General features: G+C 39.0%; 17 protein-coding genes. 14 read left to right on the forward strand and 3 right to left on the reverse strand.

The window, feature by feature from the left end:
- Nucleotides 1–89 precede the first annotated feature (89 nt).
- From BM211_RS10895 to hypE, 11 genes are read left to right on the forward strand one after another with little or no spacing between them, the layout of a single operon-like run.
- Nucleotides 90–1,163, forward strand: a complete 1,074-nt coding sequence (locus tag BM211_RS10895; protein ID WP_035436575.1) for a hydrogenase small subunit — start codon at nt 90–92, stop codon at nt 1,161–1,163.
- Nucleotides 1,160–2,884, forward strand: a complete 1,725-nt coding sequence (locus tag BM211_RS10900; RefSeq protein ID WP_090997077.1) for a nickel-dependent hydrogenase large subunit — start codon at nt 1,160–1,162, stop codon at nt 2,882–2,884. Before BM211_RS10895 ends, BM211_RS10900 begins: the two co-directional genes overlap by 4 nt.
- A 13-nt stretch (nt 2,885–2,897) precedes the next feature.
- Nucleotides 2,898–3,692 (forward strand): Ni/Fe-hydrogenase, b-type cytochrome subunit, encoded by a 795-nt coding sequence (cybH, locus tag BM211_RS10905; RefSeq protein WP_090997080.1) that lies wholly within the window; start codon nt 2,898–2,900, stop codon nt 3,690–3,692.
- Nucleotides 3,679–4,164, forward strand: a complete 486-nt coding sequence (locus BM211_RS10910) for a HyaD/HybD family hydrogenase maturation endopeptidase (protein WP_081904958.1) — start codon at nt 3,679–3,681, stop codon at nt 4,162–4,164. The genes cybH and BM211_RS10910 overlap by 14 nt, the downstream gene beginning before the upstream one ends.
- Nucleotides 4,161–4,589, forward strand: a complete 429-nt coding sequence (locus BM211_RS10915) for a Rieske (2Fe-2S) protein (RefSeq protein ID WP_090997083.1) — start codon at nt 4,161–4,163, stop codon at nt 4,587–4,589. The genes BM211_RS10910 and BM211_RS10915 overlap by 4 nt, the downstream gene beginning before the upstream one ends.
- A 5-nt stretch (nt 4,590–4,594) precedes the next feature.
- A complete protein-coding gene (locus BM211_RS10920; protein ID WP_090997086.1) occupies nt 4,595–4,951 on the forward strand; it encodes a hydrogenase maturation nickel metallochaperone HypA/HybF in 357 nt (118 codons plus the stop codon).
- Nucleotides 4,951–5,607: a hydrogenase nickel incorporation protein HypB gene (gene hypB / locus BM211_RS10925; protein WP_090997089.1), complete on the forward strand. Its 657-nt coding sequence runs from the start codon at nt 4,951–4,953 to the stop codon at nt 5,605–5,607. The genes BM211_RS10920 and hypB overlap by 1 nt, the downstream gene beginning before the upstream one ends.
- Nucleotides 5,595–7,874 carry a carbamoyltransferase HypF gene (gene hypF / locus BM211_RS10930; RefSeq protein WP_090997092.1) on the forward strand — a complete coding sequence of 760 codons (2,280 nt, stop codon included), beginning with the start codon at nt 5,595–5,597 and terminating at the stop codon, nt 7,872–7,874. Before hypB ends, hypF begins: the two co-directional genes overlap by 13 nt.
- Nucleotides 7,865–8,101: a HypC/HybG/HupF family hydrogenase formation chaperone gene (locus tag BM211_RS10935; protein ID WP_035436559.1), complete on the forward strand. Its 237-nt coding sequence runs from the start codon at nt 7,865–7,867 to the stop codon at nt 8,099–8,101. The genes hypF and BM211_RS10935 overlap by 10 nt, the downstream gene beginning before the upstream one ends.
- On the forward strand, nt 8,073–9,185 hold the full coding sequence (gene hypD, locus BM211_RS10940) for a hydrogenase formation protein HypD (RefSeq protein ID WP_090997095.1): 1,113 nt from the start codon (nt 8,073–8,075) through the stop codon (nt 9,183–9,185). The genes BM211_RS10935 and hypD overlap by 29 nt, the downstream gene beginning before the upstream one ends.
- Nucleotides 9,185–10,186, forward strand: a complete 1,002-nt coding sequence (gene hypE, locus BM211_RS10945) for a hydrogenase expression/formation protein HypE (protein WP_090997097.1) — start codon at nt 9,185–9,187, stop codon at nt 10,184–10,186. The genes hypD and hypE overlap by 1 nt, the downstream gene beginning before the upstream one ends.
- Nucleotides 10,187–10,237: 51 nt before the next feature.
- Here the strand turns inward: hypE and BM211_RS27500 are convergent, their stop codons facing one another.
- Entirely contained in the window at nt 10,238–10,378 is a 141-nt protein-coding gene (locus BM211_RS27500; protein ID WP_177206921.1) for an IS3 family transposase, read from the reverse strand.
- A gap of 335 nt (nt 10,379–10,713) precedes the next feature.
- Here BM211_RS27500 and BM211_RS10955 point away from each other — a divergent pair, with 335 nt between their 5' ends.
- Together BM211_RS10955 and BM211_RS10960 are read left to right on the forward strand one after the other, a co-directional pair.
- Nucleotides 10,714–11,595 (forward strand): DUF3994 domain-containing protein, encoded by an 882-nt coding sequence (locus BM211_RS10955; protein WP_090997102.1) that lies wholly within the window; start codon nt 10,714–10,716, stop codon nt 11,593–11,595.
- Between the two features lie 501 nt (nt 11,596–12,096).
- The gene (locus tag BM211_RS10960; protein ID WP_090997105.1) at nt 12,097–12,807 is read left to right on the forward strand and encodes an HAD family hydrolase; all 711 of its coding nucleotides are present in this window, start codon (nt 12,097–12,099) and stop codon (nt 12,805–12,807) included.
- Between the two features lie 98 nt (nt 12,808–12,905).
- On the opposite strand, the gene BM211_RS10965 is transcribed toward BM211_RS10960, so the two are convergent.
- Both BM211_RS10965 and BM211_RS10970 read right to left on the reverse strand, forming a co-directional pair.
- Entirely contained in the window at nt 12,906–13,262 is a 357-nt protein-coding gene (locus BM211_RS10965; protein WP_090997108.1) for an alpha/beta fold hydrolase, read from the reverse strand.
- Between the two features lie 125 nt (nt 13,263–13,387).
- The gene (locus BM211_RS10970; protein WP_090997111.1) at nt 13,388–13,594 is read right to left on the reverse strand and encodes an alpha/beta fold hydrolase; all 207 of its coding nucleotides are present in this window, start codon (nt 13,592–13,594) and stop codon (nt 13,388–13,390) included.
- Between the two features lie 133 nt (nt 13,595–13,727).
- On the opposite strand from BM211_RS10970, the gene BM211_RS10975 reads away from it, so the two are divergent.
- Nucleotides 13,728–14,474, forward strand: a complete 747-nt coding sequence (locus BM211_RS10975; RefSeq protein ID WP_090997319.1) for a WecB/TagA/CpsF family glycosyltransferase — start codon at nt 13,728–13,730, stop codon at nt 14,472–14,474.
- Nucleotides 14,475–14,529 lie beyond the last annotated feature (55 nt).

Below are 14,529 nucleotides of genomic sequence, written 5' to 3' on the forward strand. Positions count from 1 at the left end.
CAGGATGAAAATGTAGTTCATATATTACATTTATCTTGAATTTCAAAGTATTATCTACTTGTTCCGTGGAAAATGGAGGGGGTTAGTAAATGGAAAAGCAGAAAACAATCTATGAAACTGCGATGAATAATGGGGTTACCCGAAGAGATTTTTTAAAAATGTGCACCGCACTGGCTGCGGCGATTGGTCTCGATTTCTCAAAAACTGATAAAGTTGTAAAGGCGATGGAGACGAGTACAAGAGTTCCTGTAGTATGGCTGCAATTCCAAGATTGTACAGGCTGTTCAGAGTCGTTTATCCGTTCTTCTCAACCTAAGGTTGAAAGCGTTTTATTTGATATGATTTCACTCGAATACACAGAAGTTCTTTCGGCAGCATCTGGATTTCAAATTGAAGCAGCGATGGAACAGGTGCTGAAAAAATATAAAGGAAAGTATGTTCTTGCTGTTGAAGGAAGCATTCCCCAAGAGGGCTTTTTAAACATAGGGGGAAAATCAGGGAAAGATACTTTTATTGAAATGGCTACGAACGCACAAGCAGTCATTGCCTATGGATCTTGCTCTGCATGGGGTGGCATTCCTGCTGCTTATCCGAATCCAACTGGTGCAAAACCAATTACGAGCTTTCAAACGAGCACACCTACTATTCTCGTTCCTGGTTGCCCGCCGATTGCAGAAGTAATGACTGGTGTGATAGCTCACATTATAACATTCGGAAAATTGCCGGAATTAGATCATCTCGGACGTCCAAAGGCATTTTATCGCCATCGTATCCATGATAAATGTAATCGCCGTGCCTATTTTGATGCAGGCTTGTTTGTAGAGTCCTTCGATGATGAAGGAGCAAAGCAAGGGTATTGCTTATATAAGGTTGGTTGCAAAGGGCCAACAACTTATAATTCCTGTGCTGAAATGCGCTGGAATGGCGGGGTTAGCTATCCGATTCAATCGGGAAATCCGTGTATTGGCTGTTCGGAAAAGGGATTCTGGGATAATGGTCCTTTCTACACAAGAAGAGCGAAAATTCCTGGCTCACAAACAACGATTAATCCGGATACGATTGGATTAGCGGCCGTTGGTGTTACGACAGCAGGTATTGCTGTTCATGCAGCAGGAACTGTAATTAAGAAAAAAATCGATGATAAACGAGGGGAAGACGAATGAGCGAGCGTATAGTAGTAGATCCAGTTACGAGAATTGAAGGTCATCTTCGCGTTGAGGTAGATATCGATGATAGGGGAATGATTAAGGATGCATTTAGTTCAGGGACAGCGGTTCGAGGACTGGAGTTAATCGTTCGAGACCGTGATCCTCGTGACGTATGGGCGTACATTCAACGTATTTGCGGTGTTTGTACATCGACTCATGCTCTTGCGTCACTTCGGGCTGTTGAGGATGCATTAGAAATTAAAATTCCGAGAAATGCTCATTTGATACGGGACATTATGAATATGGTAATCTTCTTTCATGACCATGTCGTTCACTTCTATCATTTGCATGCGTTAGACTGGGTCGATGTAGTAAGTGCGTTACATGCAAATCCTTCTGAAACATCACGAATTGCACAATCGATTTCAAGTTGGCCAAAATCTTCCCCCGGCTATTTTGCAGATGTGCAAAACAAAGTAAAGAAACTTGTAGATAGCGGACAGCTTGGCATATTTGCGAATGGATATTGGGGACATAATGCATATAAACTTCCGCCAGAAGTGAACTTATTAGCAGTTGCTCACTATCTAGAAGCATTGGACTGGCAAAAAGAAGTTGTAAAAGTACAAACTATTTTTGGAGGCAAAAATCCGCATCCTCACTATGTAGTAGGCGGTATGGCAACTCCACTTGATATTAATAGTGACAATGGTATTCATGCAGAGCGATTAATGCATGTATCTCAAATCATTGACCAAGCTCGTGAATTCATAAGTCAAGTATATGTGCCTGACGTAATTGCTATCGGTTCTTACTATAAAGATTGGACATATGGCGGCGGGTTAGATAACTATTTATGCTATGGTGATTTCTCTACGCGCAGCATATATGATACGAAATCATATCGATTCCCAAGAGGAATTATTTTAAATGGAAACATGAATGAAGTACATGATATAGATCTCAAAGATCCTGAACAGGTGAAAGAGTTTATTGATCATTCTTGGTATACATATGATGGCAAGGAAGGCGGTGGGATTGGAAAGCATCCGTTTGAAGGAGAAACGTCTCTTCATTATACAGGACCGAAAGCACCGTATAAGAATCTGGATACGAATAAGCAATATAGTTGGCTGAAAACACCGCGCTGGAAGAATCAGCCGATGGAAACAGGTCCGCTTGCTCGGATGATGGTTGGTTATGCAGCAGGAGATAAAGAGATTATAAGCTTGATGGACGATACGCTGAAAAAGCTAGGTCTTCCAATTACTGCAATGAAATCAGCACTTGGTCGTACAGTGGCACGCGCGCTCGAAACGATTCTTCTATCGAATTGGATTCGACATGATATGGATGAATTACTTCATAATGTGAAGAATGGAAACCAAGTCACATTTGACCGTACAAAATGGGAGCCAAGTACTTGGCCGAAGAAAACAAAAGGAGTTGGCTGGGTTGAGGCGCCGCGCGGAGCACTAGGGCACTGGATTGATATTGAAAATGGAAAAACGAAAAATTATCAAGCTGTTGTTCCATCTACTTGGAATGCATCGCCTCGTGATCATAACAATAATCTCGGAGCTTATGAAGCGGCATTGAAAGGAACACCGATGCTGAATAAGGAACAGCCATTAGAAATTTTAAGGATTATTCATTCCTTTGATCCTTGTCTTGCTTGTGCAGTGCATTTAACAGATTTAGAGTCTAATAAAACAACTGAAATTCGATTAGGTTAGGAGGAGACACATTATGTCAGACCTCATACCAACAACACATAACACCAATACGATTGTTCCAGAAAAAAACAGCGAGGTGACGCTTCATCCAGAACGTCCAATTCAATATAAGAAAACAAAAGATGTCGTCAAAGTTTATGTATGGCAATTACCGGTTCGAGTGTTTCATTGGATTAACGTAGTGGCAATTATTTTGCTTATGATAACAGGAATTTATATTGGAAAACCATTTGTTAGTTCAAGTGTACAAGAGGAAGCATATTACTCCTATCTCATGGGATGGGCGAGATATATACACTTTTTTGCAGCATTTCTTTTCACAATCAATCTTCTTTATCGATTGTTCTGGGCGTTTATAGGAAATAAATTTGCCACATCGAACCCATTTCGCTTGGTGTTTTGGAAAGAAGTATTAGAAACAATTAAATTTTACTTATTCTTAAAAAATAAAAAGCCGCATTACATTGGCCACAATCCGTTGGCACAGCTTAGTTATTGGATTTTTATCGGTCTTGGCTCTTGGGTAATGATGCTAACAGGCTATTATATGTATTTTGAGCCGCAGCCAGAATCGTTTTGGGCTAAGCTATTTGTTTGGGTTCCGATTCTGTTTGGCGGAGATAGCTATACGATTCGTTCCTGGCACCACTTAGTGGCATGGGCATTTATGTTATTTACAGTAATTCATGTCTATATGGCAGTTCGTGATGACTATATGGAACGGAATGGCACCATTTCGTCGATATTTACAGGCTACAAGACTGAACCAAAAAAATTAGTTGGTGATAAGAATGATGAATCAAAATAAGAATGCGAAAATCACGATACTTGGAATTGGTAACACCCTCTTCACAGACGAGGGTGTTGGTATTCATTTATTACCGCTGCTTGAAGAAGCGTATAAGGATGATAAACAAATTGAGATTATAGAGGGATTAACGGATGGAATGAAGCTTCTAGGTCCGGTTGAGGAAGCGGAAAATCTTATTATTATTGATGCGATTAATGCAGGTGTAGAAGGCGGAACTATTCTTTCATTAGAAGGGGATGAAATTCCTGCTTATTTTGGTATAAAGATGTCCGTTCATCAAATGGGCTTCCAGGAAGTGTTATTTGCAGCGAAATTCAGAGAGCGCTATCCGAAAAAGATTATTATGTTTGGAATGCAGCCTAGTTCATTAGAGCTTGGTGTAGAACTAACGGAAACAAACCAGGCAAAACTAGGGGACCTAGCGGAAGCGGTTATGAATCAAGTAAATCGTTGGAGACATAGATCATGAATCGTCTCGATTTCTTAAAAGAGGTGACAGGAAGCATATTTCAAACCATGAAATATGTGTATGAGCCCTTTTTAAAGGATGATTTAGAAAAAATGGAAGAAGCGGCAGATCGAGCACTTGGAATTACATGGATACCTGTGATAAAAGTTGATGAAATGGTTGTCGGGCCGGAAGTTCGCTTTGCTTTTGGCAAATCGATTATCGTTTTCTCGCATGAAGAAAAGCTTCATGCGATTAGCGGTATTTGTCCGATTTGTTCCAATCTCATTCAAGTTCGTATGTATGATCATCGGGCGACATGTACGATTTGTGACAAGGACTACGATTTTAACACGCTGGGCGGAGAATTATCTGTCCAAAGGTTACAGATAAAAAGGAAGGACCAAATGTATGTTGTTGGTTTTACAGACAACAGTAGAAGGTGATCGTGATGCATGAAATGTCATTGATGGGAGATATTTTGCAGCTTGTTCAAGAGGATGCCGCAAAAAGAAATGTTGTACAAATAAAGAAAATTGAATTAATTGTAGGAGAAATTAGCAATGCGATGCCAACTGCATTGCAGATGGCCTTCGAAATTTTTCGTGATCAAAATCTGCATCTCTTTAGCGGCGCAGCGCAATTAATTATTCATACAGAGGAAGCAAAGGCAGAATGTGTTATATGCGGGTTAACGTATCATCCTACTCAGAAAATCGCATTGTGCCCGAACTGTAACATTCCATCTGGCAAGATATTAGCAGGGGAAACATTTCAAATCTTATCATACGAGGGGAACGATGATTGATGAATATAACGTTACGAACGGATGTATTAACGAACAATAATAAAGCGGCTGAATTTAACCGCGACCTTTTTGAAAAAACAAATACACTTGTGATTAATTTAATGAGTTCTCCTGGAGCTGGTAAAACGACGGTGTTAGAGGAAACGGTAAAGGCGTTATCCGGATCTTATCGTATTGCTGTTATTGAAGGAGACTTAGCAACGGAGCGAGATGCTAATCGTATCCGCGCAATGGGAGCAAAGGCTGTCCAAATTAACACTTATGGCGGCTGTCATTTGGATGCACGAATGGTTGCAGCAAGCCTTGGCGAACTGGATTTAGATGAGATTGATGTATTATTTATTGAGAATGTAGGCAACCTTGTCTGTCCATCTGGATATGATTTAGGACAGAACCATAAAGTTGCGGTTCTGAGCGTTCCTGAAGGAAATGATAAGATTCCGAAATATCCGCAAATGTTTATACGAACGGAGCTAGTGCTTCTTAACAAAATTGATTTACTTCCTTATCTTGATTTTAATGTGGAGGAAGCGAAGAAGGATTTAATGGAGATTAACCCAAATTCAACCCTTATTCCTCTTTCAGCAAGATCAGAAATCGGACTGGAAGAATGGTATGAATGGATTCAAGAGGCGTATAAAAAATGTACGCAGTAAAAGTTAGTATCCGCGGGAGGGTACAAGGGGTTGGATTTCGTCCATTTGTATACCAGCTTGCCCACCAATATCATCTAGCGGGAACGGTACAAAACAATATGGACGGCGTAAGAATTACGGCACAAGGAGCGGAGGCGGATGTGCAGCAGTTTTTGTTAGAGCTGCAAAGCAAAGCACCCCGTCTTTCGCGTATTCATAACATAACTGTAGTAAATATAGAACCAACCGATAGAGCCGAGTTTATCATTATTGATAGCGAGCGTCAGGGAACTTCATCTCTTGTCATTCCAATTGATTCTGCAGTATGTGATGATTGTTTACAAGAGATGAATGATAAGGACAATTTCCGTTATGAATATCCGTTTATCAATTGTACGCAGTGTGGACCACGATATACCATTATTGAAGAGCTGCCCTATGACCGGCCGTACACGGCGATGAAGAACTTTGCGATGTGCACAGATTGCCAAAGAGAATATGAAGATCCAACGAACCGGCGCCATCATGCTCAACCTATCGCTTGTCCTGCATGTGGTCCGAAAGTTACACTTTTGGATCAGCATGGACATAAACTTGAAACGAAGCAACCGATTCAACAAGCCGTGCGGTTGATACAAGAGGGACATATACTGGCGATAAAGGGGCTCGGCGGCTATCATCTTTGCTGCGATGCAACAAATGAACAGGCTGTGGCACTTTTGCGAAAACGAAAAGAACGTCCGGCACGGCCACTTGCAGTTATGGCTGCCTCTGTTCTTGCAATTGATACTTTTGCTTATGTGAATGAGGCAGAAAGAAATTTGTTGAAAAGTCCAGAAGCACCGATTGTAATTGTAAAGAAAAAAGAAGGTAAACTTGCAGGGAATGTAGCGCCAAACATGACGACAATTGGCGTCATGCTTCCCTATACACCGCTTCATCATCTACTCTTTAAGTATAATGAGAATGGTTGCTTTGTCATGACGAGTGCCAATCCTTCCGGGATGCCGATTCTCTATAAAGATAATGAAGCGCTGACTTACTTAGACGGAATCGCTGATTACTTTCTTGTTCATGATCGAGACATCCTTCACCCTGTTGATGATTCAGTAGTGCAAGTAAATAACGGTCGCTTAGATTTTTTTCGAAGAGCTAGGGGCTATGTTCCTGACCCTTTTGCGGCAAGTCATGATGTATCTGGAATGGTTGCCTTTGGCGGACAACAGAAAACAACTTTTACAATTGGAAGAAATGAGCAAATTTTTCTCGGACCGCACATTGGTGATTTGGAAAATGTGGAAACAATGCGTCATTACTGGCAGGAGTATAACCATTTAATGAAATGGATGGATACAAAGCAGGATATCGCAGTTATCGATGCGCATCCAGACTATGTAACGAGACAGTTTATTGAAGGATTTCATACAGTGCTAGAAGTGCAGCATCATCATGCCCATATGGCCGCATGTATGGTGGAACACCATCTTACAGGAAAAGCTTATGGAGTTATCCTTGATGGAACCGGATACGGACTTGACGGAAACATTTGGGGATTTGAAATTTTTTATGGAGATGCTAGTAGTGCAAAAAGACTTGCTCATCTGCAATATACACCTCTTCCTGGCGGGGAAGTGTGTATTCGTGAACCATGGCGAAATGCGGTCGCTATGCTGCTATTCTTGCTTGGGGAAGAAGGAGAAGGTTTAGCAATTCTTCTATTTCCAGATAAAGAGAAAGAAATTCATATTTTAAAGAAAATGATAGAAAACCATATAAATATTATTCAAGCTGGTACATGCGGTCGCTTGTTTGATGCAGTTAGCGCGCTATGCGGGATTACAAAAATTGCGCGCTATGACGGAGAGGCGGCAATATTGCTCTCGGAATTAGTAGATGAAACATGCGTGTACGAGCCATATTCGTATGAATACATAGAAGATGAGCTTGTTACAATTCAAATGAAAGCAATGATTAAAGAAATTGTGCGTGACGTTTTAGCAGGTGAAGAGGCAGCAAATATTAGCGGTCGCTTTCATGAAACGGTTGTCCAATCTATTCTTACCGCAATAGAAAGGATAGCTAGTACACAACCTGAGCGAAGCAAAGTCGTCGTACTCGGCGGTGGTAGCTTACACAATCGTTATTTGCGTAAACGATTACGAGAAGAATTAGTGAAACGAAAGTTTACCGTATATGTACCAGAACAAGTGCCGTGCAATGATGGCGCTTTATCATATGGTCAACTGGCCGTTGCAGCGGCGAAAAGGAGGGCTCAGTCATGTGTGTAGGAGTACCGGCGAAGGTTGTGAAAAAAATGGAATATACGGCGGTAGTTGATGTGATGGGATCACAAACGACCGTTGGTATTATTTTCGTCCCAGAAGTAGAAGAAGGGGAATTTGTTATTGTTCATGCAGGTCAAGCGATGAGTATTGTCGATGAACAATATGCAAAAGATAGCGTGTTGGAATGGAGGAAGTTGGTCGATGCTCGAAATTCTGAAACAGTCGAATGATCCAGGCATATGTATGCCGCTTGTGGAAGCAGTTCTTGAAAAAGCGAAGGAATTTCAAAAGAAGTTTGGACGGAAGCCGGCTTTCATGGAAGTATGCGGTTCTCATACGATGGCACTTGCTAAAACGGGAGTAAAGCAATGCCTAAAGGCTGATGTAAATTTAATATCTGGTCCAGGATGTCCGGTCTGCGTAACGGATCAAAAGTCTATTGATGCAATGATTGCGCTTAGCGATGAAGATAACCGTATTATTTGCACGTTTGGTGATATGATGCGCGTACCTGGGTCGAACAAAACGCTGCTAGATAAAAAAATTGCTGGCAGTGATATTCGGGTTGTCTATTCTCCGATCGATACGGTTACAATCGCTGAAGAAAATCCGGATAAAGAAGTCATCTTTTTAGGTGTTGGGTTTGAAACAACCATTCCGATTCTTACACTAATGGTTGGAGAAGCAAAGAAGAGAGAGATTACGAATTTTTCTATTTGGATGACAACGAAATTGGTGGAACCCGTCCTTCGCTATTTACTAGAAGCAGGGGATGTAAAGCTCGATGGTTTTATCCTTCCAGGACATGTGTCTATTGTGTTAGGGGAATCATCCTATAACTATTTAGTTGAAGAGTATCATATGTCAGGTAGTATCACAGGATTTGAAACAGCTGACTTGCTGTCTACCATTTATAAACTTATTGATTTAGCATTACAAGAAAAGACTGCTATTGAAAATAATTATTCATCGGTTGTAAGCGAAAGCGGAAATGAAGTTGCTAAGCAATGGATGGAAACATATTTAACGACTTGTGATGAAGCTTGGCGTGGTATCGGTGTTATTTCAAATAGCGGATTAGATTTAAAGAAAGAATATGATTTGTATAATGCAAAAAAGCGGTTTAAGGTGGAAGTAGGAGAACCTCGGAAAACAAAATGCCGTTGCGGGGAAGTCATAAGAGGTTTGATTTCACCGAGTGAATGCCAATTGTTTGGAAAAGCATGTCAGCCGTTAAATCCAATTGGTCCATGCATGGTATCGGCAGAGGGTAGCTGCGCGGCCTATTATCAATATATGAGGGAGAGTTTGTAATGGAAACGTTCATCAACTTGGCGCACGGAGATGGAGGAGAATTAACGCATCGTCTCATTCGTGATGTATTTGTAGCTGCATTTGGTAAGAAAGATGCAGCATTGTTTGATGCGGCATCCTTGTATATTCCAACCGGAAACGTTGCTGTCACAACCGATTCCTTCGTCATTAAGCCAATTTTCTTTCCAGGCGGTTCGATCGGGAAATTAGCCGTTGCTGGTACGATCAATGATTTAGCTGTGAGTGGTGCAAGGCCGCTTTATCTAACGTGCGGCTTTGTTATTGAAGAAGGTTTTCCAATTGCTGATTTAAAGAAAATCGTAATCGATATGGCGAATGAAGCGAAAAAAACGGGTGTTACGATTGTTGCTGGTGACACAAAGGTAGTTGAAAAGGGAAGTGCCGACGGTGTGTATATTAACACCACTGGGATTGGCGTGTATGAACACAATAAAGGCTGCAGCCTTGCTTTTGAAGAAGGCGATGCTATTATCATCTCAGGAACGATTGGCGATCACGGCATTGCAGTTCTAACAGCAAGAGGAGATTTAGGAATAACAGCTCCTACCTTAAGCGATTGTGCTTCAATAAACGGCATGATTGACAGTGTACTTCAGCAATGCGGGACTGTTCGCATTATGCGGGATCCAACGAGAGGTGGTCTTGCTACAACACTTGTAGAAATTGCCGAAGATTTTCAAATTACGATGACAATTAATGAACGCTCGCTGCCGATTAAACAAGAGGTACATGGTGCCTGTGACATTCTAGGCTTCGATCCTCTTTATCTTGCAAATGAAGGGAAAGCTATTTTTATCGTTGCAGACAGCCAGAAAGAAAAAGTAATCGATATATTAAAATCCCGCCCCGAAGGAAAAGATGCTACCATCATTGGCAGCATTACAAGCAAAGGAAAAGGACAGTTACTTTTGGAAACTCCCATTGGTTCTAAACGAATGCTGAATCGATTATCGGGCACTATGTTCCCGCGTATTTGCTAAATAAAAACCTCCTTTTGGTTTTATCCCTGTCAAGTAGACAATATAAAAAAGCTATGCAGCTAGTGCGTGTCTAAACTCAATCGGCGCACGCTGATTGAGTTTAGATTGAAATCGTTGATAATTATAATAGTAAATATAATCTTCGACGGCTTGTCTTAACTCACTTTCTGATTTACACTGGTGTAGATACAACAGGAAAAGAAATTTTCACATTTAAAAAAGATGAACGTACAGACTCTACTTTACAATAAAAAATTTAATATTGGTTTGTTTTTTATAGGCTGTGGAGAAAGATTTCTCCACAGCCTATTTTATTATCTAAACATTTTTTATCTGAGTCAATTTCATAAATGGTTTTCGATAGAATAAAAACGACGGATTAGAAAAAAAGATCGTAACCTATATAATGAAGGTGTACGAGATATGTCTAAGGGTTCTAAACTAATAAGAGACGTACATCAAAAGTTGAAAGACATGGGAGAAACGTACAAAAAACAAATTAAGAAACAAAAAGGGGTATATGAGAAATGAAAGCAAAGACATTAGTAAGTTTAGCAATTCCAATGATGTTACTAGGGGGTTGCGGAGCAGACAAAGTAGAGAAAAAAGCAGACACAAAAGTAGAAAGTAAAGAAGAAATAGTAAAAATAAAAGTATCAAAAGAAGAGTACCCAAAACGTATGATGGATTTAGACTATACCTTTGAGTATCGGATTTCTGAAATGACGGAGTTAGCTGTCAAGTCACAAGATAGAAACAATGATGTGCATAAGGTAAACAAGGAACTTGAAGAAACAGTGAAGGATGTACTAAAGTCACTTGATGCCTTCTATACAGTTGAACCACCGAAAGAGTTTGAAGAAGCACATAAGACAGTCCTAAAAGCAGTAGATTGTTATAAAGAAGCAATTGAAACAAACACAAAACTTGCAAAGACGAATTCTGTTACAAAAGAGTCAAGGCAGAAAATGAAAGAAACAATGTCAAAAGGGAATGACTACCTAAAAAAAGGGTTTGAACCGATTAAGAAAGCATACGCAGAAACGCAACCAAAGAAACTAGAAACTGTATTTCTACAAGACTCCAAGGAACTGGTGGGTGTGTGGGGTAAAAACACAACGAATGGTTTCAGTAAGACGATGGAATTTAAGGAAGACGGTACATATACAGTCTACGACGATACAAACCATACCTCATACGAACAAAACCACTTAAATGGTACATGGTCTTGCGATGTAGCCACAAAGAAACTTAATATGACATTTACGGAGTACGTAAAAGACGGGGAAAAGTTAGACAAGAGTGAGGTAAACGATTCCGTTGTGTATACAGTTATGCACTTCCTAGATGGTAAAATGAATTTACAAGACGACAAAGGTACAAGAGTAGAAGTAGAAAAGAAGAAGTAAAAAGTCAACAAGGGGTAGGAGACAGGTTGCTGTCAAAAGCAACCTGTTTTATATAAAGTACAAACAGTAAAGGGGTAAATATAAATAACGCTACTAAAATTGAAGATACAATAGAGAAGAAAATAAGTTGAACTATCCACCACTTACCGCTCTTAGTGTTAAGTGGCGGGTAATTCAAGCTTTTGAGGTTAGAATGTCTAGTATAATAGAAGGAAAATATAAAAAAATTTTTCGTAACTACTCCGCCATACATTTCATTTTCAATTTTTCGGTATAAAAATTGTTGACATGAAGATATAAATTGCTGTCTTTCTTTGTTTTAAAACGTTGCACGTGGCAGAAACAGGCCTTGACCACTCCTATACATGGCCAGTCCCTCCCAGACCATATGAAAAAACGCTTTTTTTCTTTTTTATACAGAGTGACTGAGTAGTTACGATCTTTCTTGAATTGGAGTATTATAACCGAAGGAAATGACATGATATAAAGGAGGGGATAAAACTGAATAAGTATAGTTTACTCTTATTCGATTTGGACGATACACTTCTTGATTCCACTTGGTTTAACGTCGGACTAATTAAAACTCTTGAAATGCATCCTATAACAAAAAACCTTGACGTATCTGTATTCCTTGAGAAAAAGTTGCAGATCCCTAAGTCTTTATTGGAGCGTTTTAAAAATCGAGAACTAACCCCAGTTGAATTTAGGAGAGCTAGGTGGAAGCATGCTTTTGCTCATTTTTATGTGTTACCTGATGTAGAAGTTATTGATGAGATTGATGCATTGTTTCTTAAAACTAGTATGTCTTGCATTGGTATAAATAATTCAATTACAAGTTTATTAAATGAGTTAAAAACACATTATAACCTTGGAATAGTCAGCAATGGATTATATGATCCGCGATTAAAAATTTTCCAAATGGGACTGTCGGAAGTATTCAGCAACGACACAATATTTCATGCGGAACAATTAGGTTATAGAAAGCCAGATTCAGAAATCTATTTAATGGCATTAGAACGATTTGGTAAAAAGCCAGGAGAAACTCTTTTTATTGGTGATTCTTGGACTCATGACGTAGTTGGACCAATAGAAGCTGGGATGGACGCCATTTGGGTTAATGCAAAGAACCTTTCAAAAACTACTGCACATATTCCGATTGCAATCGTATCAGATGTGACGGAAATAAGGGATATATTGCTAGGAAATAACTAAATTACTCATGTAAAAGGAAAATAGACAAAAAATAGAAAAAGCATGGTGTTTTTGCCATGCTTTTTCTATTTTACATGAACACTCCTGTGTATAAAATCTTAAACGATTTTATTAAAGCGATTAGGAGCATCGTGATGAACTAAATGGCCAGCTTTAGGAACGATGGCTTTTTCAATAAAAGGAGAATTGTTGAAATGTGAAAATAAATTTTTTGTATCAAATTCAGCGTTTGCTCCGGCGATTAATAGAATAGGTATTTCTATCTCTTCTAATTGTTGAATTTGCTCAAAGGGATACCAGTTACTATGAAAACTAATTTCAATGAGTGTTTTCCAATCATTTTTCATATGAAGTTTATTAAAATAATGTATCGTATCGGGTTCCTTTATTAATGATTGTGACCGTTGTACGTTCTCTTTGTTTAATGTCTCCCATTCCGCTGGTTTTTCTAACATAATACCAGCAAGAGTACAGGAAGAAATGTTTTATTGGTTAAGTTGTAATATATGAACGGCAATAAGAGTACCTAAAGAGGTACCAACAATATGGTATGTTTCTAAATGGAGCTGCTCAGTTAATTCTAATATATCAAGCGCGCTTGTTGAAAATAATTAGTGAAATCTTCAGCGTATGAATGACTGTGTCCTCTTAGATCGGGAACAATAATACGAAAACGCTTACTAAAATAATCAATTTGATTTTGAAAGCTTGTCTGTCCTGTTTCTAAGCCTAGATGCAAAAAAAGAACAGGCTCCCCGTTTCCATATCCTTCAAAGTGTAATTGCATATAACCACCTCTATTGTATAGAATATATATATTATAGTTTATTTTCTGATTTTTTGTCGAAGGGTGTTTGTAAGAAATTATATAGTTTATTTACATAATGATAGAAACATATGAAGGGGAATTATATTTGGAAATGAAAAAACAATACATAAAAGGAATACCATTTTGTAGTTTGGAGTACAAACAAGTAGCAACTATGTTAAAAGATTGGTTATCAAAAAAGAACGAGAAACCAAGATTTATTGTGACTGCCAATCCTGAAATTGTGATGTCTGCGAAAGAGATATCAGCCGAATCTGTACACTTCAAAAATATTTTGTTATCAGCGGATTTAATTACAGCTGATGGAATCGGTGTTATACTCGGTTCCAAAATTTTAAATGGCCATTTGAAAGAGCGGGTTACAGGTGCTGATTTAACTTATGACTTAATAGAATTTTGTAATCAAAACAGGTATCGCGTGTTTCTATTTGGGGCTGCTCCAGAAAATAATGAAAAAGCAATTGAAAATTTAAAAATAAACTATCCACATGCTATTTTTCAAGGACAACACGGTTTTATAGGTAAGGAACAAATCGGAGAAGTTAAAAATCATATGAAACAGTTTCAACCACATTTGCTGCTAGTAGGTCTAGGTTCTCCTAAGCAAGAGATGTTTATCTATGATAATCTTCAAGAACTAAATGTACCATTGTCCATTGGTATTGGCGGGATGATTGACATTATATCAGGAAATGTCAAAAGAGCACCAAAGATTATGAGAGATACGGGAACAGAATGGTTATATAGATTGGTAACACAGCCGAAGAGAATCAAACGGCAGCTTGTACTCCCGAAATTTTTGTTGTCAGTTATGGCGGATCGAGTTAGAAAACAATGAATTAAAGACATTTGATCTCAAATTTACAACCACAATTTGAAAGGGATGTGACTAT

This window comes from Bacillus sp. 491mf, assembly GCF_900112415.1.
Classification (GTDB): Bacteria; Bacillota; Bacilli; order Bacillales; family Bacillaceae_G; genus Bacillus_A.